Source organism: Shewanella sp. FJAT-51649 (assembly GCF_019457435.1).
In the GTDB taxonomy this organism is placed as follows: Bacteria; Pseudomonadota; Gammaproteobacteria; order Enterobacterales; family Shewanellaceae; genus Shewanella; species Shewanella mangrovisoli.
Genome location: NZ_CP080411.1, coordinates 4,306,209 through 4,328,143, shown reverse-complemented (window position 1 = coordinate 4,328,143; position 21,935 = coordinate 4,306,209). Strand labels below are relative to the sequence as shown.

The following is a 21,935-nucleotide window of genomic DNA, read 5'->3' as shown; positions in this document are numbered from 1 at the left end:
TTTAAAAGCGGAAACAAACGACAGAATTCATTGAGTCGTTTAACGCGAGTTAAACAAAAAACTTTTAATTGAAGAGTTTGATCATGGCTCAGATTGAACGCTGGCGGCAGGCCTAACACATGCAAGTCGAGCGGCAGCACAAGTAAGTTTACTTATGAGGTGGCGAGCGGCGGACGGGTGAGTAATGCCTAGGGATCTGCCCAGTCGTGGGGGATAACAGTTGGAAACGACTGCTAATACCGCATACGCCCTACGGGGGAAAGGAGGGGACCTTCGGGCCTTCCGCGATTGGATGAACCTAGGTGGGATTAGCTAGTTGGTGAGGTAATGGCTCACCAAGGCGACGATCCCTAGCTGTTCTGAGAGGATGATCAGCCACACTGGGACTGAGACACGGCCCAGACTCCTACGGGAGGCAGCAGTGGGGAATATTGCACAATGGGGGAAACCCTGATGCAGCCATGCCGCGTGTGTGAAGAAGGCCTTCGGGTTGTAAAGCACTTTCAGTAGGGAGGAAAGGTTGTAAGTTAATACCTTGCAGCTGTGACGTTACCTACAGAAGAAGGACCGGCTAACTCCGTGCCAGCAGCCGCGGTAATACGGAGGGTCCAAGCGTTAATCGGAATTACTGGGCGTAAAGCGTGCGCAGGCGGTTTGTTAAGCGAGATGTGAAAGCCCCGGGCTCAACCTGGGAATTGCATTTCGAACTGGCAAACTAGAGTCTTGTAGAGGGGGGTAGAATTCCAGGTGTAGCGGTGAAATGCGTAGAGATCTGGAGGAATACCGGTGGCGAAGGCGGCCCCCTGGACAAAGACTGACGCTCAGGCACGAAAGCGTGGGGAGCAAACAGGATTAGATACCCTGGTAGTCCACGCCGTAAACGATGTCTACTCGGAGTTTGGTGTCTTGAACACTGGGCTCTCAAGCTAACGCATTAAGTAGACCGCCTGGGGAGTACGGCCGCAAGGTTAAAACTCAAATGAATTGACGGGGGCCCGCACAAGCGGTGGAGCATGTGGTTTAATTCGATGCAACGCGAAGAACCTTACCTACTCTTGACATCCAGAGAATTCGCTAGAGATAGCTTAGTGCCTTCGGGAACTCTGAGACAGGTGCTGCATGGCTGTCGTCAGCTCGTGTTGTGAAATGTTGGGTTAAGTCCCGCAACGAGCGCAACCCCTATCCTTATTTGCCAGCGCGTAATGGCGGGAACTCTAGGGAGACTGCCGGTGATAAACCGGAGGAAGGTGGGGACGACGTCAAGTCATCATGGCCCTTACGAGTAGGGCTACACACGTGCTACAATGGCGAGTACAGAGGGTTGCAAAGCCGCGAGGTGGAGCTAATCTCACAAAGCTCGTCGTAGTCCGGATTGGAGTCTGCAACTCGACTCCATGAAGTCGGAATCGCTAGTAATCGTGGATCAGAATGCCACGGTGAATACGTTCCCGGGCCTTGTACACACCGCCCGTCACACCATGGGAGTGGGCTGCAAAAGAAGTGGGTAGCTTAACCTTCGGGAGGGCGCTCACCACTTTGTGGTTCATGACTGGGGTGAAGTCGTAACAAGGTAGCCCTAGGGGAACCTGGGGCTGGATCACCTCCTTACCTATACGACTAACTCGATGTTTGTTGAGTGTTCACACAGATTTGCTTGATAGAAGATAGAGTAAAAGATGGGTCTGTAGCTCAGCTGGTTAGAGCGCACCCCTGATAAGGGTGAGGTCGGTGGTTCAAGTCCACTCTGACCCACCAATCCTTTGAGGGTTGGACATCTGATACTCGCACTGCATGTAAATGGGGCTATAGCTCAGCTGGGAGAGCGCCTGCCTTGCACGCAGGAGGTCTGCGGTTCGATCCCGCATAGCTCCACCATTTACTGCAATCTGGTTAGAGATGCCAAAGATAAACTGAAAAATTATCTTTGGCTTTTTTAAGCCCGCTCTTTAACAATTTGGAAAGCTGATAGTAATTAATGCAATGATGTCTGTCGTTGTGTTAATACGAAAAAATTGAGTTCTTAAAACACTTTTTAAGTGTCTTGAATATTCAAGTCTAAGGCGAGTCCATTTCCTTGGTCGGAAATGAGACAAGTAAAACCAGCTGGTCGCAACGACCTAGGTGAGTGAAACTCATTTGGGTTGTATGGTTAAGCGACTAAGCGTATACGGTGGATGCCTTGGCAGTCAGAGGCGATGAAGGACGTAGTAACTTGCGAAAAGCGTTGGCGAGCTAGTAACAAGCATTTGAGCTAACGATGTCCGAATGGGGGAACCCAGCAGCATAAGCTGTTATCGTAACGTGAATACATAGCGTTGCGAGGCAAACGAGGGGAACTGAAACATCTAAGTACCCTTAGGAAAAGAAATCAACCGAGATTCCCCTAGTAGCGGCGAGCGAACGGGGATTAGCCCTTAAGTCAGAGGGGTGTTAGTGGAATGGTCTGGAAAGTCCAGCGGCACAGGGTGATAGCCCCGTACACGAAAACTAACCTTTGATGAAAACGAGTAAGGCGGGACACGTGATATCCTGTTTGAATATGGGGGGACCATCCTCCAAGGCTAAATACTCCTGACTGACCGATAGTGAACCAGTACCGTGAGGGAAAGGCGAAAAGAACCCCTGTGAGGGGAGTGAAATAGAACCTGAAACCGTATACGTACAAGCAGTGGGAGCGGTTCTTGAGACCGTGACTGCGTACCTTTTGTATAATGGGTCAGCGACTTACGTTTTGTAGCGAGGTTAAGCGAATAGCGGAGCCGTAGGGAAACCGAGTGTTAACTGCGCGTTTAGTTGCAAGGCGTAGACCCGAAACCCGGTGATCTAGCCATGGGCAGGTTGAAGGTTGAGTAACATCAACTGGAGGACCGAACCGACTAATGTTGAAAAATTAGCGGATGACTTGTGGCTGGGGGTGAAAGGCCAATCAAACCGGGAGATATCTGGTTCTCCTCGAAAGCTATTTAGGTAGCGCCTCGGACGAACACCTTTGGGGGTAGAGCACTGTTAAGGCTAGGGGGTCATCCCGACTTACCAACCCTTTGCAAACTCCGAATACCAAAGAGTGCTATCCGGGAGACAGACGGCGGGTGCTAACGTCCGTCGTCAAAAGGGAAACAACCCAGACCGTCAGCTAAGGTCCCAAAGTGTATGTTAAGTGGGAAACGATGTGGGAAGGCTTAGACAGCTAGGATGTTGGCTTAGAAGCAGCCATCATTTAAAGAAAGCGTAATAGCTCACTAGTCGAGTCGGCCTGCGCGGAAGATGTAACGGGGCTAAACATACCACCGAAGCTACGGGTGCAATCCTTTAGGGTTGCGCGGTAGAGGAGCGTTCTGTAAGCCGTTGAAGGTGAAGGGGTAACCCACGCTGGAGGTATCAGAAGTGCGAATGCTGACATGAGTAACGATAAAGGGGGTGAAAAACCCCCTCGCCGAAAGACCAAGGGTTCCTGTCCAACGTTAATCGGGGCAGGGTGAGTCGACCCCTAAGGCGAGGCCGAAAGGCGTAGTCGATGGGAAACAGATTAATATTTCTGTACTTCCGCTAACTGCGATGGAGAGACGGAGAAGGCTAGGCTAGCGCGGCGTTGGTAGTCCGCGTTTAAGGTGGTAGGTGGGTGACTTAGGCAAATCCGGGTCACTATACACTGAGAGCTGATGACGAGTCCCCAAGGGGATGAAGTAGTTGATGCCATGCTTCCAGGAAAATCTTCTAAGCTTCAGGTTAGCGGGAATCGTACCCCAAACCGACACAGGTGGTCGGGTAGAGAATACCAAGGCGCTTGAGAGAACTCGGCTGAAGGAACTAGGCAAAATGGTACCGTAACTTCGGGAGAAGGTACGCTGCTGTTGGTGATGGGACTTGCTCCCTAAGCTGACGGCAGTCGCAGATACCAGGTGGCTGCAACTGTTTATCAAAAACACAGCACTGTGCAAAATCGCAAGATGACGTATACGGTGTGACGCCTGCCCGGTGCCGGAAGGTTAATTGATTGGGTTATCGCAAGAGAAGCTCATGATCGAAGCCCCGGTAAACGGCGGCCGTAACTATAACGGTCCTAAGGTAGCGAAATTCCTTGTCGGGTAAGTTCCGACCTGCACGAATGGCGTAATGATGGCCACGCTGTCTCCAGCCGAGACTCAGTGAAGTTGAAATTGCGGTGAAGATGCCGTATACCCGCGGCTAGACGGAAAGACCCCGTGAACCTTTACTATAGCTTGGCACTGAACATTGACCCTACATGTGTAGGATAGGTGGGAGACTTTGAAGTTGGAACGCTAGTTCTGATGGAGTCGTCCTTGAAATACCACCCTTGTAGTGTTGATGTTCTAACTTGGGCCCCTAATCGGGGTTAAGGACAGTGCCTGGTGGGTAGTTTGACTGGGGCGGTCTCCTCCCAAAGAGTAACGGAGGAGCACGAAGGTTGGCTAAGTACGGTCGGACATCGTACGGTTAGTGCAATGGCATAAGCCAGCTTAACTGCGAGACAGACACGTCGAGCAGGTACGAAAGTAGGTCATAGTGATCCGGTGGTTCTGAATGGAAGGGCCATCGCTCAACGGATAAAAGGTACTCCGGGGATAACAGGCTGATACCGCCCAAGAGTTCATATCGACGGCGGTGTTTGGCACCTCGATGTCGGCTCATCACATCCTGGGGCTGAAGTCGGTCCCAAGGGTATGGCTGTTCGCCATTTAAAGTGGTACGCGAGCTGGGTTCAGAACGTCGTGAGACAGTTCGGTCCCTATCTGCCGTGGGCGTTGGATGATTGAGGGGAGTTGCTCCTAGTACGAGAGGACCGGAGTGAACGAACCGCTGGTGTTCGGGTTGTCATGCCAATGGCATTGCCCGGTAGCTATGTTCGGAATCGATAACCGCTGAAAGCATCTAAGCGGGAAGCGAGCCCCAAGATGAGTCATCCCTTGGACTATAAGTCCACTAAAGAGCCGTTCGAGACTAGGACGTTGATAGGTCAGGTGTGTAAGCGTTGTGAGGCGTTGAGCTAACTGATACTAATGACTCGAGAGGCTTAACCATACAACCCAGATGGGTTTTGCTAAGAGTACTTAGCTTGAATACAAACACTTAAGAAGTGCAACTCAAACCAGCTTTCCGAATTTAATTTACTGTCTGCATGAGATAAGACGGGTAGTAAATAACAAATTTGCTTGGTGACAATAGCATTGTGGTCCCACCTGATCCCATCCCGAACTCAGAAGTGAAACGCAATCGCGCCGATGGTAGTGTGGGGTCTCCCCATGTGAGAGTAGGTCATCGCCAAGCGCCTAATTTAATCATCATTGATGATAAAGAATTGCTGATATGGCTCAGTCGGTAGAGCGCATCCTTGGTAAGGATGAGGTCCCCAGTTCGATTCTGGGTATCAGCACCATATAATCTAGTGTGTTGTCCTAGAGCAAAATTTGTTTGGTGACAATAGCATTGTGGTCCCACCTGATCCCATCCCGAACTCAGAAGTGAAACGCAATCGCGCCGATGGTAGTGTGGGGTCTCCCCATGTGAGAGTAGGTCATCGCCAAACGCTAAATTAAGAGAGGCCACCTAATAAGGTGGCCTTTTTGCTTTCCTAGAGTTTATTTCCATAGTTTGCTCATCTCCTCCAGCTAGATATGCCGTGTAATAAGCCTTGGTTAGCTAAGCAATCAATATAGTTCTATTTCTACGATTCTTTCCTATTCACTATTACTTCCTCAGATAAGCGTTATTAGCGCCTGGATGTGCATTAAGCCGCTTATCAATAATTATTGAGTGAACATCCAAATTGTGTTTTCAATTCTCCTACCCTCTCTAAGTCATTCGTTACCCTACATCTCGACTACGACAAATTAAGTGAGGGCGCTTATTTTGTAGGTTTTGAAATTACTAATTTCTTAATGATAACTATCAACTTATTTAAATCATTGCGTCGAATAAATCGCTGATACAAGGTGCTACGACTAAAACTATTCGTAGAATACCGTAACCAACGAACTTTAACGCACTAAACCGCGGGTGATTAAAAGGCGACGATGATTAGGAAATCTGGTGCAATGTGGATAACTCTGGGTATAACTCGTGGGTAGCTTGTGCCTAGATTGGGTGTAAAAAGGCATTTGAAAAATAATGCAAAAAACTTCAAAAAAGCCCTTGCACAAAAAGTTTCGGTGCCTATAATGCGCATCCACTGACACGGCAGACAGCGAAAGCGAATGCGGTATCAGTGTGAATCGAATGCAAAATGTGCACTTGGTTCGAAAGCCTCAAGAAGTTTGCAAAAACGCCTTGACGCGACTGGGGAAATGCGTAGAATACGCAGCCCTGACCCGCTGAGCGGTAACGCGAAAGCTGAGGTCAAATGCTCTTTAACAATCTAAACAAGAAATCTGTGTGGACACTCACAGGTGTTGAGTTAATCGAAATTACTCTGCCGTTTGGCGAGTAATCAAAATTTACATCAATGAATGAGTGTTCATAGCAATATGTACAGTTTGTTTTGACTTTCGGGTTGAAACGACAAATCAGAATTCATTGAGCCGAACCTTCGGGTTCACAAAACTTTTAATTGAAGAGTTTGATCATGGCTCAGATTGAACGCTGGCGGCAGGCCTAACACATGCAAGTCGAGCGGCAGCACAAGGGAGTTTACTCCTGAGGTGGCGAGCGGCGGACGGGTGAGTAATGCCTAGGGATCTGCCCAGTCGTGGGGGATAACAGTTGGAAACGACTGCTAATACCGCATACGCCCTACGGGGGAAAGGAGGGGACCTTCGGGCCTTCCGCGATTGGATGAACCTAGGTGGGATTAGCTAGTTGGTGAGGTAATGGCTCACCAAGGCGACGATCCCTAGCTGTTCTGAGAGGATGATCAGCCACACTGGGACTGAGACACGGCCCAGACTCCTACGGGAGGCAGCAGTGGGGAATATTGCACAATGGGGGAAACCCTGATGCAGCCATGCCGCGTGTGTGAAGAAGGCCTTCGGGTTGTAAAGCACTTTCAGTAGGGAGGAAAGGTTGTAAGTTAATACCTTGCAGCTGTGACGTTACCTACAGAAGAAGGACCGGCTAACTCCGTGCCAGCAGCCGCGGTAATACGGAGGGTCCAAGCGTTAATCGGAATTACTGGGCGTAAAGCGTGCGCAGGCGGTTTGTTAAGCGAGATGTGAAAGCCCCGGGCTCAACCTGGGAATTGCATTTCGAACTGGCAAACTAGAGTCTTGTAGAGGGGGGTAGAATTCCAGGTGTAGCGGTGAAATGCGTAGAGATCTGGAGGAATACCGGTGGCGAAGGCGGCCCCCTGGACAAAGACTGACGCTCAGGCACGAAAGCGTGGGGAGCAAACAGGATTAGATACCCTGGTAGTCCACGCCGTAAACGATGTCTACTCGGAGTTTGGTGTCTTGAACACTGGGCTCTCAAGCTAACGCATTAAGTAGACCGCCTGGGGAGTACGGCCGCAAGGTTAAAACTCAAATGAATTGACGGGGGCCCGCACAAGCGGTGGAGCATGTGGTTTAATTCGATGCAACGCGAAGAACCTTACCTACTCTTGACATCCAGAGAATTCGCTAGAGATAGCTTAGTGCCTTCGGGAACTCTGAGACAGGTGCTGCATGGCTGTCGTCAGCTCGTGTTGTGAAATGTTGGGTTAAGTCCCGCAACGAGCGCAACCCCTATCCTTATTTGCCAGCGCGTAATGGCGGGAACTCTAGGGAGACTGCCGGTGATAAACCGGAGGAAGGTGGGGACGACGTCAAGTCATCATGGCCCTTACGAGTAGGGCTACACACGTGCTACAATGGCGAGTACAGAGGGTTGCAAAGCCGCGAGGTGGAGCTAATCTCACAAAGCTCGTCGTAGTCCGGATTGGAGTCTGCAACTCGACTCCATGAAGTCGGAATCGCTAGTAATCGTGGATCAGAATGCCACGGTGAATACGTTCCCGGGCCTTGTACACACCGCCCGTCACACCATGGGAGTGGGCTGCAAAAGAAGTGGGTAGCTTAACCTTCGGGAGGGCGCTCACCACTTTGTGGTTCATGACTGGGGTGAAGTCGTAACAAGGTAGCCCTAGGGGAACCTGGGGCTGGATCACCTCCTTACCTATACGACTAACTCGATGTTTGTTGAGTGTTCACACAGATGGCTTGTTGAACTTCTCGAAAGAGGAGGGAGAGCGAAATGCACCGCTTGCCGGTAAGCATTGTTCTTTAACAATTTGGAAAGCTGATAGTAATTAATGCAATGATGTCTGTCGTTGTGTTAATACGAAAAAATTGAGTTCTTAAAACACTTTTTAAGTGTCTTGAATATTCAAGTCTAAGGCGAGTCCATTTCCTTGGTCGGAAATGAGACAAGTAAAACCAGCTGGTCGCAACGACCTAGGTGAGTGAAACTCATTTGGGTTGTATGGTTAAGCGACTAAGCGTATACGGTGGATGCCTTGGCAGTCAGAGGCGATGAAGGACGTAGTAACTTGCGAAAAGCGTTGGCGAGCTAGTAACAAGCATTTGAGCTAACGATGTCCGAATGGGGGAACCCAGCAGCATAAGCTGTTATCGTAACGTGAATACATAGCGTTGCGAGGCAAACGAGGGGAACTGAAACATCTAAGTACCCTTAGGAAAAGAAATCAACCGAGATTCCCCTAGTAGCGGCGAGCGAACGGGGATTAGCCCTTAAGTCAGAGGGGTGTTAGTGGAATGGTCTGGAAAGTCCAGCGGCACAGGGTGATAGCCCCGTACACGAAAACTAACCTTTGATGAAAACGAGTAAGGCGGGACACGTGATATCCTGTTTGAATATGGGGGGACCATCCTCCAAGGCTAAATACTCCTGACTGACCGATAGTGAACCAGTACCGTGAGGGAAAGGCGAAAAGAACCCCTGTGAGGGGAGTGAAATAGAACCTGAAACCGTATACGTACAAGCAGTGGGAGCGGTTCTTGAGACCGTGACTGCGTACCTTTTGTATAATGGGTCAGCGACTTACGTTTTGTAGCGAGGTTAAGCGAATAGCGGAGCCGTAGGGAAACCGAGTGTTAACTGCGCGTTTAGTTGCAAGGCGTAGACCCGAAACCCGGTGATCTAGCCATGGGCAGGTTGAAGGTTGAGTAACATCAACTGGAGGACCGAACCGACTAATGTTGAAAAATTAGCGGATGACTTGTGGCTGGGGGTGAAAGGCCAATCAAACCGGGAGATATCTGGTTCTCCTCGAAAGCTATTTAGGTAGCGCCTCGGACGAACACCTTTGGGGGTAGAGCACTGTTAAGGCTAGGGGGTCATCCCGACTTACCAACCCTTTGCAAACTCCGAATACCAAAGAGTGCTATCCGGGAGACAGACGGCGGGTGCTAACGTCCGTCGTCAAAAGGGAAACAACCCAGACCGTCAGCTAAGGTCCCAAAGTGTATGTTAAGTGGGAAACGATGTGGGAAGGCTTAGACAGCTAGGATGTTGGCTTAGAAGCAGCCATCATTTAAAGAAAGCGTAATAGCTCACTAGTCGAGTCGGCCTGCGCGGAAGATGTAACGGGGCTAAACATACCACCGAAGCTACGGGTGCAATCCTTTAGGGTTGCGCGGTAGAGGAGCGTTCTGTAAGCCGTTGAAGGTGAAGGGGTAACCCACGCTGGAGGTATCAGAAGTGCGAATGCTGACATGAGTAACGATAAAGGGGGTGAAAAACCCCCTCGCCGAAAGACCAAGGGTTCCTGTCCAACGTTAATCGGGGCAGGGTGAGTCGACCCCTAAGGCGAGGCCGAAAGGCGTAGTCGATGGGAAACAGATTAATATTTCTGTACTTCCGCTAACTGCGATGGAGAGACGGAGAAGGCTAGGCTAGCGCGGCGTTGGTAGTCCGCGTTTAAGGTGGTAGGTGGGTGACTTAGGCAAATCCGGGTCACTATACACTGAGAGCTGATGACGAGTCCCCAAGGGGATGAAGTAGTTGATGCCATGCTTCCAGGAAAATCTTCTAAGCTTCAGGTTAGCGGGAATCGTACCCCAAACCGACACAGGTGGTCGGGTAGAGAATACCAAGGCGCTTGAGAGAACTCGGCTGAAGGAACTAGGCAAAATGGTACCGTAACTTCGGGAGAAGGTACGCTGCTGTTGGTGATGGGACTTGCTCCCTAAGCTGACGGCAGTCGCAGATACCAGGTGGCTGCAACTGTTTATCAAAAACACAGCACTGTGCAAAATCGCAAGATGACGTATACGGTGTGACGCCTGCCCGGTGCCGGAAGGTTAATTGATTGGGTTATCGCAAGAGAAGCTCATGATCGAAGCCCCGGTAAACGGCGGCCGTAACTATAACGGTCCTAAGGTAGCGAAATTCCTTGTCGGGTAAGTTCCGACCTGCACGAATGGCGTAATGATGGCCACGCTGTCTCCAGCCGAGACTCAGTGAAGTTGAAATTGCGGTGAAGATGCCGTATACCCGCGGCTAGACGGAAAGACCCCGTGAACCTTTACTATAGCTTGGCACTGAACATTGACCCTACATGTGTAGGATAGGTGGGAGACTTTGAAGTTGGAACGCTAGTTCTGATGGAGTCGTCCTTGAAATACCACCCTTGTAGTGTTGATGTTCTAACTTGGGCCCCTAATCGGGGTTAAGGACAGTGCCTGGTGGGTAGTTTGACTGGGGCGGTCTCCTCCCAAAGAGTAACGGAGGAGCACGAAGGTTGGCTAAGTACGGTCGGACATCGTACGGTTAGTGCAATGGCATAAGCCAGCTTAACTGCGAGACAGACACGTCGAGCAGGTACGAAAGTAGGTCATAGTGATCCGGTGGTTCTGAATGGAAGGGCCATCGCTCAACGGATAAAAGGTACTCCGGGGATAACAGGCTGATACCGCCCAAGAGTTCATATCGACGGCGGTGTTTGGCACCTCGATGTCGGCTCATCACATCCTGGGGCTGAAGTCGGTCCCAAGGGTATGGCTGTTCGCCATTTAAAGTGGTACGCGAGCTGGGTTCAGAACGTCGTGAGACAGTTCGGTCCCTATCTGCCGTGGGCGTTGGATGATTGAGGGGAGTTGCTCCTAGTACGAGAGGACCGGAGTGAACGAACCGCTGGTGTTCGGGTTGTCATGCCAATGGCATTGCCCGGTAGCTATGTTCGGAATCGATAACCGCTGAAAGCATCTAAGCGGGAAGCGAGCCCCAAGATGAGTCATCCCTTGGACTATAAGTCCACTAAAGAGCCGTTCGAGACTAGGACGTTGATAGGTCAGGTGTGTAAGCGTTGTGAGGCGTTGAGCTAACTGATACTAATGACTCGAGAGGCTTAACCATACAACCCAGATGGGTTTTGCTAAGAGTACTTAGCTTGAATACAAACACTTAAGAAGTGCAACTCAAACCAGCTTTCCGAATTTAATTTACTGTCTGCATGAGATAAGACGGGTAGTAAATAACAAATTTGCTTGGTGACAATAGCATTGTGGTCCCACCTGATCCCATCCCGAACTCAGAAGTGAAACGCAATCGCGCCGATGGTAGTGTGGGGTCTCCCCATGTGAGAGTAGGTCATCGCCAAGCGCCTAATTTTCTCGTGAAGAGAGCATGAAGCCAGCTGAATAAGCTGGCTTTTTTGTTTTTGGCTTTTTCAATTTCTTCTATTCTTCCTTTTATTCGCCTCTGCGAAAACTATACTCATTGCCTGCTTATCGATTTGAACGATAAAGAGTCGTTCCAAGAGCTTTGTTCGAGCCAATAAAAAGGGCAGCGTATGGCTGCCCTATGCTTAGAATTGTTTTCTAAACCCGATTATTTAGCTTCTTTTAGCCACTGTGCTGCACGTTTGGCAAAGTAGGTTAGGATGCCATCTGCGCCAGCGCGTTTGAAGCATAGCAGCGATTCCATGACGATGGCCTTTTCCGCTAACCAACCATTTTGAATGGCCGCCATATGCATGGCATATTCGCCACTCACTTGGTATGCGAAAGTGGGCACTGCTAATTCGGTTTTTACGCGGTGAACGATATCTAGGTAAGGCATACCAGGCTTCACCATCACCATGTCTGCGCCTTCTTGGATGTCTAGCGCAACTTCATGCAGCGCTTCATCGCTGTTGGCCGGATCCATTTGGTAGCTATGTTTATTGCCACCTTTTAGGTTGCCTGCTGAGCCGACGGCATCACGGAAGGGACCATAGTAGCTTGAGGAGTATTTGGCTGAATAGGCCATGATTTGGGTGTTTACATGGCCTGCAGCTTCCAGGGCTTGGCGAATCGCACCAATACGACCATCCATCATGTCCGATGGCGCAACAATGTCTGCACCCGCTTCGGCATGGGATAATGCTTGTTTCACTAAGATCTCAGTAGTGATGTCATTCAGGATATAGCCTGTTTCATCGATAATGCCGTCTTGACCGTGGGTTGTAAAAGGATCTAAAGCCACGTCAGTCATGATACCCAGCTGTGGGAAGGCCTTTTTCAGTTCACGCACGGCGCGTTGCACTAAAGCGTCGGCATTGTAGGCTTCTTCTGCCATCAGCGATTTCTTCTCTGCTGGCGTAACTGGGAACAGGGCAATTAACGGAATACCGAGTTCGACTAGCTCTTCGGCTTCTTTTAACAGTAAGTCGATAGAGTAGCGCTCAACCCCTGGCATTGAAGCAACTTTTTCACTGCGATTAGTGCCTTCGAGCACAAACATGGGATAGATCAAGTCATTGACTGTTAGATGGTTTTCAGCCATCAGGCGACGGCTAAAGTCATGTTTACGCATGCGGCGCATTCTGCGCTGAGGGAAGGCACTGGTAATGATGTTCACATTAGACTCCTAAGTAGGTTCTGTTTGTGCTGGCGCATACAATTTGACTTGATTGCGTCCGCTATTTTTTGCCTGATAGAGCGCCTTGTCGGCTTGCTCTAATAATTCGGTACTGTGTTGGTCGTTACTGATCACGTCGGCACTGACACCGATACTCACGGTCAAGGGAATGGGCTTTCCTTCCCATGCTAGGCCGATGCTAGTCACTGCATCTCTTATGCTTTCAGCGACTTGAATGGCGCCGTCCGCAGTCGTATTGGGGAGAATAATAGCAAACTCTTCACCACCAAAACGTGATACTAGATCGGTTGGTCGTTTTAAATGTTGCTGCAAGGTTGTTGCAATCACTTTTAAGGCCTGATCCCCTGCTAGGTGGCCGAATTGATCGTTAATCGATTTAAAGCGGTCGATATCAAGCATCAGTAAGGCGATGGGGGTTTCTTGGCGACGGCTGATCCGGCTCTCGGCGAGTAGTCGTTTATCAAAGGCGCTGCGGTTTTTCACGCCGGTTAAGCTATCGATAGTGCTCTGCTCGGTAAGCTTTTGGTTAACCTCATGTAATTCGCGCAGGGTGATCTCAAGTTCTAATGTGCGCTCCTGCACCATCTGTTCGAGTCTTTCATTGGTTTCCGCTTCCACTTTTAAGGCTTCCTCGCGCGCACTACGGATCTTTTGCGCTTGCTTGAGGGCCTCCTGTTGAATGCGGAGCTTAGATTTACGCTCATCGTTATAGCGGATAGCGAGGACCAGCGACATAAAGATGATTTCGAAGGTGAGCCCAAGCATCACTGGCGTTTGCGGCTTGATATTGAACTCGATAACACTCAAATAGAGTAGGCTGCTGATGCAGGCGCCGGTAAGCATACTCACCCAGCCGATGGTATAGAGCTTTGCCAGCTTTTGACCGTTAATGGCTTGTATGATGGCGAGTATCATCATGATGATGCTGAGTATCGCGACCGAGATTATCTCGATATACAGCACGGTTCCGTAGCGAAAAAAGGGGACTAAAAGCACAACAAGAATAATGTAGACCGCGCTGTAGCGGCACATTAATAACATCCGACGGTTATAGTATTTCAGTTGCAGGATTTTCTCGGTGAACATTAAAGCAAAGGCCATCACCAGAGGTAACAGCACGGGAACCATCAGTTGCTGTAACGCTGGCCAATTGGGCCAGAGAAAACGGAATGCATAACCATTGATCGTGGCCACTAATAGCGTCATGCACAGGACATAACCTGAGTAATAGCTATAGCTGAATGAACCAGAGGCCAAGGCGATAAACAGACTGAAAATCCCTATCGCGGCAAGCACGCCGAGCTGAAAGCCATGCTCAACGGCAGTCGATTCGGCAATTTGGGCTAAATCATTGGCTGACCAAAGGCTGAGAGGTACTGCCGCACTGCCTTCGGTAACGATATGCAGATAGAAGGTGTGTTGCTCATTGCTGCTCAGTTTAAAAGGGTACAGAAAGATATTGCTCGGCAGTGGGCGGTTCTTATAGAGCAGTGTATCCCCCATCTCAGTGGTGTTGATGAGTTGGTTATTCACCAAATGGAAGATGGTCACTCTATCCAATAACGGATTATCGAGGGCGAGAATGCGTGCAAGACTCTCATCACCACTGGTAATGTTTACTCTCAGCCAAAAATCATGTTGGCTAAGGCGTTGAATATCATCACTGGTAAACTTGTGCCATTGCGACTTGGGTAAAGCCTGAATATCGCCTAGCTGAGGGTTAGCATTGGAGTGCGTCACCATCAACCACGGGGTTAGGTTTAGTGGTGTAGGCGTGTGCTCATTTATGCTCATTGTATTGGCAAAGCTGCCAAATGATATGAGCATACCGAGTAACAAAACCAATAGGACCAATAGGCTGCCGAACTTAGCCATTCGCTTGACTCAAATTAAAAAAGGTTAGGCTATTTTGATAGCACTGTTTGGCAAATTCGGCCGCATTTTCACCCCGCAGATTGGCAATATATTGCGCGATGTAGGGCAAGTACTCGGGTTTATTTTTACTGGACTTAGGTTTGGGCCGCATACTGCGTGGTAGCAGGTAAGGGCTGTCCGTCTCAATCAATAAACGCTCTTTCGGAATAAACGGGACGAGCTCGGCAAGTTCCTGGCCGCGCCTCTCATCACATACCCATCCAGTAATGCCTAGATGTAGATCGAGCTCAATATAGGCTTCCATTTGAGCCTGGGTGCCAGTAAAGCAGTGCAGTAATGCGCCGCTGAGATGGGGGCGGTATTCTTTAACAATACTCAAAAAATCAGCGTGGGCATCTCGTTCATGCATGAGTACCGGCTTTTTGAGTTCAACCGCGAGTTCGAGCTGGTCGATAAACGCTTGGCGCTGGGCCGGGCGAGGGGAGAAGTCCCGGTTGTAGTCTAGTCCGCATTCGCCGACGGCAACGACTTGTGGCGCTTGGCAAAGCTGGGTTTGTAACTGTTTGGAGTCTGCTTGCCATTCGCGAGCATGGTGGGGATGTACGCCTGCGGTGCAGTAAAGCTGGTTGGGATACTGTTGGCATAATTGAATGGCGGCGGCGCTTTCGGTTAAATCGCTGCCAATAACAATTAACGGCGAAACCCCTTGGTCCGCCGCTGCTTGTACGATTTGCGCTATGTCTGGTTCGAGTGCGCTGCCAAGCAAGTTGACAGCGATATCTATATAAGATGACATTATTTTAGGCGCTTTACCCTCACCTTAGCATTACGACTTTCAGTGCCCATTAAGAAAGAGCCAAGCGCGGCTTTTTCGATAAATACCTTTTCACCGACTTTTAAGTTGAATTTACGGTTTTCGGTTTGTTTCCAAATTTGGCCATTGGTAAAGGTAACTTTCAAAGCGCCGTAGGCATCTTCTGCAATTGACTCCACATTGAGATAAATTTTGTCGGTCGTATTTTCTTGGACGCGTTTAACTTCCATACCGAAATTATCTTCGACATTGGTCGCGGCAGCTGCAACTGCAACAGGAGCAGCAGTCGCCACAGCTGCAGGGGCTGCTGCGGGTGTGACAACTGGGGCGACCGCTATCGGTGCTGTAGTGTTATTGGTCACTGTGGTGACTTGAATGCTCGCTGCGAGGTTGTCATAACATACCAAGCGCTCGAGCTTGTCTGTTATCCCTGCACATTGAGTTAATTGCTGCTCAATCGCGGCATTAGCCTGTGCAGATACCAGTAACACTGCACCAGTCAGTAGAGTAAAACGCATCCCAGTTTCCTTATTATTATTTTCCTCTAATGCCGATTAAGGCATTAGTCGTTCGTTGATTCTTCTTCGTCGGACTCGTCATCAGCTTTACTGTAAAAACGAGCCGCAAATAATCCGCCTTCGAACAATAACAGCATTGGTACGGCAAGCATAGTCTGGGAGATAACATCCGGTGGCGTTAACAGCATGCCCACCACGAATGCGCCGACAATGATATAAGGGCGTTTTTGTTTGAGATCTTCAGGCGTGGTGACACCCGCCCAGCAAAGCAGGACTACGGCAACCGGGATTTCAAAGGATAGGCCAAATGCAAAAAACAATTTCAGCACAAAGTCGAGATAGCTGCTGATATCGGTTGCTACTTGCACACCCTCGGGGGCCGTGTTGGCAAAGAAGCCAAATACCACAGGGAATACAACGAAATACGCAAAGGCGATCCCTAAGTAAAACAGCACTGTGCTACTGAAGAGTAGCGGCATGACTAAGCGTTTTTCATGCTTATACAAACCGGGCGCCACGAAGGACCAAATTTGATAGAGCACGTAGGGTACTGCCACAAAAAAAGACAGGACTAACGTCAGTTTGAAAGGGGCGAAGAAAGGTGCGGCGACATCGGTCGCAATCATGCTGCCACCTAAGGGCAAAGACTGCATTAAAGGGATTGCCATGTAGTGGTAAATATCATTTGCCCAATACACGCTACAAATGAACACGATTAACACACTGGCAATGGATTTAAGCAGCTTGGACCTGAGTTCAAGCAAATGGCTGATAAGTGGCTGCTGTTGCGACATGAATTATCCGTTAGCTTTCGGGTTGGAACGGGTATCCTCGCCCTGATTGGATTCGCTAGTGGGGGCGGAGGAAGCCGTAGGACTCGCCTCTGTAGAAACACTCTGGCTCGCAGGGTTGTGGATCTGGTTTTCCGGTGCGGGAACATCTTGCACTTGGTAAGGGCGATTCACTGACTGTGCTGCTTGCTTTAACTGGTCGATCGACTCTTGCAGTTCGGGTGAGAGGTTAGATAGACCTTTACTCTCTGCTTTTTTGAGGTCGGCGTGCAACTGCTCGATCTTTAGCTCTTGCTCAAGTTCTTCTTTGACTGAGTTGGCCATGCGTTTCATCGCGCGGATCCAACCTGTTACTGAACGTACTGCAACCGGTAGACGTTCGGGGCCAAGTACCACAAGCCCCAGAACACCGATCAGCAGCAGCTCCATAAAGCCGATACCGTCAAACATAAAGAGTTACGCCTGTTCTTTGTTAGACTCAGGTTTCTTTTCAGTCGCCTGTTGGGTTGGTTGTGCAGATTGTGCTGTTTGCACGGATTTTGCTGCTTCAGCATCTTCTAACGCTTTTTTATCTTCGTCTGAAGACATAGCGTTTTTAAAGCCCTTAACAGCACCACCTAAATCACCACCCAAAGAGCGTAATTTCTTTGTTCCAAACAATAAGACAACGATTAACGCGATGATAAGAAGTTGCCAAATACTAATGCCACCCATGAAGGTATCCTCTTAATTGATATCGGTTCTATTATGAACCTCTGATTAATTAGTGCTAGCTAAAATTTACGATTCTTTGGCCTAGATCGCCATCCGATAATCCACAACACCGCGCCTGAAATCAGACACACGTAAGGGCTCCACAGTGTAGCGTCTTGGTTGAACAATAACGTGCCGCAGATCAATAAAATTGCAGAAGTGATGAGCAAGTAATTACTCTTGTGTGCTTGCTGCTGATATTTCAGATACTTATCTAGCATTTGTTGCTGAGAACTCAGCAATTTCCTGCCTAATTTAAGGTTATCGTAAATTAGCTCAGGGAATTCCGGAAGCTTATCAGACCAATATGGCAGTTTTGTGGATACCTTTTTAAACATTGCCTTAGGGCCCACTTGCTCGGCCATCCACTGTTCTAAAAAGGGTTTCGCCGTTTGCCAGAGATCCAGCTGCGGATAGAGCTGACGTCCTAAGCCTTCGATATAGAGTAATGTCTTCTCGAGCAGCACGAGTTGAGGCTGCACGACGATATCGAAGTGGCGTGCGGTGCGGAATAGTTCTAATAACACATGGCCGAAGGAGATTTCATCTAAGGGCTTGTTAAACATAGGTTCACAAACGACTTTGATGGCTTGTTCGAAGGCTTGTAGATCGGTTTTTTCCGATACCCAACCCGACTCGATATACAGCTGCGCGATACGGTGGTAATCACGATTGAAAAACGCGAGGAAATTTTCCGCTAAATAGCGCTTATCGACTTCGCTGAGAGTGCCCATAATGCCGCAATCAAGGCCGATATAATAAGGATTCTCGGGATGTTCGCGGGAGATAAAAATATTCCCTGGATGCATATCGGCATGGAAAAAGTTATCGCGGAACACTTGGGTGAAAAACAGCTCCACGCCACGCTCGGCCAAGAGTTTAAAGTTAGTGCCCTGTGCCTTCAGCGCGGCGATATCCGACACCGGAATACCGTAAATGCGCTCCATCACCATTAAACGTGGATAGCAAAACTCTTCGTAAACATACGGAATATAGAGCGCGTCTGAGTCGAGGAAGTTATTGCGCAGCTTAATGGCATTGAGTGCTTCAAGCTTAAGATTGAGCTCACCTAAAATAGTCACGCGGTAATCTTCAATCACCTCAGAGGGGCGCAGGCGATTCCCTTCACCGAGGAGATAATCGATGACCTTAGCCGTTTGCGACATCAACAATAAGTCGGCTTGGATTTTAGTTTCTACATTCGGGCGCAGCACTTTTAATACCACGGCCTTGCCGTTGGATTTAAGCGTGGCGGTATGCACTTGGGAAATCGAGGCTGAGGCTAATGGTGTTTCGTCAAAGTCGTCGAAGTAGCTCTCGATGGGGGCTTTAAGTTCGGCTTCAATCGCTTGACGCGCCAAAGCGCCATCGAAGGGCGGAACTTTATCCTGCAACATGGCAAGCTCATTGGCCCACTCATCGCTGAGTAAGTCACGGCGGGTTGACAGCATTTGCCCGAGCTTAATATACACGGGGCCAAGCTCTTGCATCGCCAGCTTTAAACGCTCGCCACCGGATTTGCCTTTGTGCTTATTGCGGATCCAAAAAAGGCTGTTGCGTGCGAGTTTAAAGTACCAAGGGGTCATCTTTGGCGGTAATACGTCATCTAACCCATATTGCAGTAGGGTTTTAATGACATGATAACCGCGGCGGATACTGGCAAGGGTCATGGCTTAATTTGGTCTCTTAATTTGGCAATCCGTTGTTCGAGCGCACGAGTATCGTCAACTAAGTCATCCATTTGATCGCAAAAATGAATGAGTTCAATCCGGTGTGGCGCAAGGCGATATTCTTCGATAGCAAGTTGCCCCAAATGCGAGCGGGTCTTACGCAGTACCTCAAGTGCTAAGGTTTTAGCCTGCAGTCCCGTGCTCAGCAGTTTATGGGTCGGCCCATCGCCTAAATAGCGCGACAGTGGCTCGGCAAAATCAAACTCTATGCTACGCAGATAATGGCTGAAGCTTTGTAACAGATTGAGGTCACCTTCGAGGCTGAGCTTATCTTGCTTGATGAGTTCGGTGAGGTTAGCACCCTCTGTCACGCGGTAGAGCGTCGTGGCATCGGCATGCAGACTGACATCCACATCGCCTTCATAGCGACTCAGCACTTGGATTTCTTTAGCGAAGACCAAGTAAATTGGCCAACTGAGTTGTGATAATTGAATGCGAAAGACTTTGCCATGTAACTGACGCTGACGAGCATAGGCGTCGCCAACTTGGGTCTGAAGTTGCTTCAGACCCGTCTCAATGGCGGCGCAGGCAAGTAACACCACTTCTTGCGGCATCATTAGAATTTATAACCGCGGTGCAGGGCAACAATGCCGTCGGTCATGTTGGTGTAATCGACCTGTTCAAAGCCCGCATCGACCATCATTTGCTTGAGGGTCTCTTGGTCTGGGTGCATACGAATCGACTCGGCTAAATACTCATAGCTGTCCGCGTCTTTAGTAATGATTTCACCCATTTTCGGCAGCACTTTAAAGCTGTATAAGTCATAGACTTTACGCATCAACTCGTGCTGTGGCTTAGAAAACTCTAACACTAATAACTTACCGCCAGGCTTAAGCACGCGGTTCATTGAACGCAGCGCCGCGTCTTTATCGGTCACGTTACGCAGACCAAAGGCGATCGTGATGATATCGAAGTGGTTATCGGGGAAAGGCAGCGCTTCGGCGTTGGCTTGCACATAGCTCACATTGCCAACGATGCCGCGGTCACGCAGTTTAGTGCGGCCCACTTTCAGCATAGAATCGTTGATATCCGCTAATACCACTTCACCTTTTTCGCCCACTAAATGGGAGAACTTAGCGGTTAAATCGCCAGTACCACCCGCAAGGTCGAGTACTTTCATGCCAGGACGCGCGCCAGAGACTTCAATGGTGTAACGCTTCCAAAAACGGTGAATACCGAAGGACATAACGTCATTCATGATATCGTACTTGGCGGCAACCGAATGAAACACGCCGGCAACGAGATCGGCTTTTTTATCCGCCTCTACGGTTTTATAACCAAAGTGGGTATTTTTAGATTCGCCCTCAGACATCAATGTATTCCTATTGTTTTGCAAAGTATTAGTGGCGAGTGTAAGCCATCGCCTGCATTTGCTGAATCTTTGATCTATCACTCTGTGATCGAGTTAGTAAACTCTCCTCAAGGCGTTGGCTTGAGGCGTTTGGCATTGGCCAATGTTGAGTGCGCCGACCCGATAAAATGGATTGGCATTAGACCACAATATCAGGATTTGGTGAATAGCTTAGCGCCCACAAGGGCGCAAGCTTAACATGCTATTGGGCTAAAAAATGACGCCTTGCCTGCACATAGGCATAGATTAACTCGCTGATACTCTGGCCGACATCCCTAAATCCGGCTTCAATTCCCGCCTCATGGCAGCTCGGCGCGGCTTCGGCTAAGTGCAAATAAGCACAGGGACAATGGCTGGCGATGTAACTGATATAGTGCGCGGCATCGAGCAGCGGAATGCCCGCCGCCGTTGAGGCGCTGCTGGGCATTTTTGCTATGGCATCGACATCGAGCTCTAATCCAACGGGCAGGGCGGTGTGATTGAGTTTGCCGGCAATCTCCTGTAGCGCCTCAGCGAGGCTCACTTCGCGACGAATCCAAATCTGTTGCAGGCTATGCCAAGTGCCACCAAAGTCAGACAGTTGCTGTAAATTTGCCTCGCTGTTTTTGAGCTCGTGTAAACCGAGCACATGGTAATAACCCAGCGCGCCGCGATCGGCTGCATAACTAAAGCCATTACCGCTGTGGCGCCCTTCGAGTAGACGGAAATCACTGTGCGGATCTAAATTCACCGCGGCAACTTGGCGTTGATAATGGGCCGAAGTCGCCATTAACAGACCGTAGGCATTGTTGTGACCGCCGCCAATCAGTATGGGTTCAAGTCCAGCCGCTTGTATGGCGCTAACGATGCTAATCACCCGTTCATCGAGTTGCTCAACCGCCTGGCGTAGATGGGGTAGGCTTGCGCCTTCGCCATCCTGCGCCTGTAATTGCAGATCCGCCGTATGAACTTGCCCTAAAATCAGGCATTCGGCGCCCGAAAGAAAACGATTCGATTGTAAATTCAACCATTGGCGCATGCTGGTGGTAAAGGCATCGGTGGCGCCGCCTCGACCTAGGTTAGCTCGAGGGCCGATATCTTCCCCAACACCTAAAATGGCAAATTGCGCCCCGTGGGCTTTGGCTGTGGCGAGTATCGCCTCGAGCGGATGTTCGTGATTGGCCAAATGCACACATTGGCCAATTTTGGTTTCACCCGCTCTTGGGCTCACTAAGCTGGCGACATCGGCTTGAGTAAATGGAATAAATTCAGACATGGATTCGTATTCTTATCGGTAGGGACTGGGATATT

At 49.5% G+C, this 21,935-nt stretch carries 11 protein-coding genes, 3 tRNA genes and 7 rRNA genes; 10 read left to right on the top strand and 11 right to left on the bottom strand.

From position 1 onward, the window contains the following. Window positions 1-65 precede the first annotated feature (65 nt). From K0H59_RS18915 to rrf (K0H59_RS18870), 10 genes are all read left to right on the top strand, one after another. Window positions 66-1,608, top strand: a 16S ribosomal RNA gene (locus tag K0H59_RS18915). A 70-nt stretch (window positions 1,609-1,678) separates the two neighbouring features. Continuing rightward, window positions 1,679-1,755: transfer RNA gene (locus tag K0H59_RS18910), tRNA-Ile, on the top strand. Between the two features lie 44 nt (window positions 1,756-1,799). After that, window positions 1,800-1,875, top strand: a tRNA-Ala gene (locus K0H59_RS18905). Between the two features lie 272 nt (window positions 1,876-2,147). Beyond that, window positions 2,148-5,040: ribosomal RNA gene (locus K0H59_RS18900) — 23S ribosomal RNA — on the top strand. A gap of 130 nt (window positions 5,041-5,170) precedes the next feature. After that, window positions 5,171-5,286: ribosomal RNA gene (gene rrf / locus K0H59_RS18895) — 5S ribosomal RNA — on the top strand. Between the two features lie 33 nt (window positions 5,287-5,319). Then, window positions 5,320-5,395 (top strand) — tRNA-Thr (locus K0H59_RS18890). A gap of 34 nt (window positions 5,396-5,429) precedes the next feature. Next, window positions 5,430-5,545 (top strand): 5S ribosomal RNA (rrf, locus tag K0H59_RS18885). Window positions 5,546-6,562: 1,017 nt separating this feature from the next. Next, window positions 6,563-8,105 (top strand): 16S ribosomal RNA (locus K0H59_RS18880). Window positions 8,106-8,414: 309 nt separating this feature from the next. Continuing rightward, window positions 8,415-11,307 (top strand): 23S ribosomal RNA (locus K0H59_RS18875). A gap of 130 nt (window positions 11,308-11,437) precedes the next feature. Next, a 5S ribosomal RNA gene (gene rrf, locus K0H59_RS18870) occupies window positions 11,438-11,553 on the top strand. Together the 16S, 23S and 5S rRNA genes with 3 tRNA genes alongside form the textbook arrangement of a ribosomal RNA operon. Window positions 11,554-11,781: 228 nt before the next feature. Here rrf (K0H59_RS18870) and hemB read toward each other — a convergent pair. The 11 genes from hemB to K0H59_RS18815 all read right to left on the bottom strand — a co-directional run bounded on the left by hemB (window position 11,782) and on the right by K0H59_RS18815 (window position 21,900). Beyond that, window positions 11,782-12,792: a porphobilinogen synthase gene (gene hemB / locus K0H59_RS18865; RefSeq protein WP_011624289.1), complete on the bottom strand. Its 1,011-nt coding sequence runs from the start codon at window positions 12,790-12,792 to the stop codon at window positions 11,782-11,784. Between the two features lie 9 nt (window positions 12,793-12,801). Then, window positions 12,802-14,688: a diguanylate cyclase gene (locus K0H59_RS18860; protein WP_220054037.1), complete on the bottom strand. Its 1,887-nt coding sequence runs from the start codon at window positions 14,686-14,688 to the stop codon at window positions 12,802-12,804. Continuing rightward, entirely contained in the window at window positions 14,681-15,484 is an 804-nt protein-coding gene (locus K0H59_RS18855) for a TatD family hydrolase (RefSeq protein ID WP_220054036.1), read from the bottom strand. The genes K0H59_RS18860 and K0H59_RS18855 overlap by 8 nt, the downstream gene beginning before the upstream one ends. Further along, entirely contained in the window at window positions 15,484-16,020 is a 537-nt protein-coding gene (locus K0H59_RS18850) for a hypothetical protein (RefSeq protein WP_220054035.1), read from the bottom strand. The genes K0H59_RS18855 and K0H59_RS18850 overlap by 1 nt, the downstream gene beginning before the upstream one ends. 44 nt (window positions 16,021-16,064) lie before the next feature. Beyond that, the gene (gene tatC, locus K0H59_RS18845; protein WP_011718487.1) at window positions 16,065-16,814 is read right to left on the bottom strand and encodes a twin-arginine translocase subunit TatC; all 750 of its coding nucleotides are present in this window, start codon (window positions 16,812-16,814) and stop codon (window positions 16,065-16,067) included. A gap of 3 nt (window positions 16,815-16,817) precedes the next feature. Continuing rightward, window positions 16,818-17,261: a Sec-independent protein translocase protein TatB gene (gene tatB, locus K0H59_RS18840; RefSeq protein ID WP_220054034.1), complete on the bottom strand. Its 444-nt coding sequence runs from the start codon at window positions 17,259-17,261 to the stop codon at window positions 16,818-16,820. 6 nt (window positions 17,262-17,267) lie between these two features. Further along, complete coding sequence (gene tatA / locus K0H59_RS18835; RefSeq protein ID WP_086902290.1) at window positions 17,268-17,525, bottom strand: Sec-independent protein translocase subunit TatA; 258 nt, start codon at window positions 17,523-17,525, stop codon at window positions 17,268-17,270. A 59-nt stretch (window positions 17,526-17,584) separates the two neighbouring features. Next, window positions 17,585-19,234 (bottom strand): ubiquinone biosynthesis regulatory protein kinase UbiB, encoded by a 1,650-nt coding sequence (gene ubiB / locus K0H59_RS18830; protein WP_011718484.1) that lies wholly within the window; start codon window positions 19,232-19,234, stop codon window positions 17,585-17,587. Beyond that, on the bottom strand, window positions 19,231-19,851 hold the full coding sequence (locus K0H59_RS18825; protein ID WP_220054033.1) for an SCP2 domain-containing protein: 621 nt from the start codon (window positions 19,849-19,851) through the stop codon (window positions 19,231-19,233). Before K0H59_RS18825 ends, ubiB begins: the two co-directional genes overlap by 4 nt. Next, complete coding sequence (ubiE, locus tag K0H59_RS18820) at window positions 19,851-20,606, bottom strand: bifunctional demethylmenaquinone methyltransferase/2-methoxy-6-polyprenyl-1,4-benzoquinol methylase UbiE (protein ID WP_011624280.1); 756 nt, start codon at window positions 20,604-20,606, stop codon at window positions 19,851-19,853. The genes K0H59_RS18825 and ubiE overlap by 1 nt, the downstream gene beginning before the upstream one ends. 241 nt (window positions 20,607-20,847) lie before the next feature. Further along, the gene (locus tag K0H59_RS18815; RefSeq protein ID WP_220054032.1) at window positions 20,848-21,900 is read right to left on the bottom strand and encodes a formimidoylglutamase; all 1,053 of its coding nucleotides are present in this window, start codon (window positions 21,898-21,900) and stop codon (window positions 20,848-20,850) included. Between the last annotated feature and the right edge of the window lie 35 nt (window positions 21,901-21,935).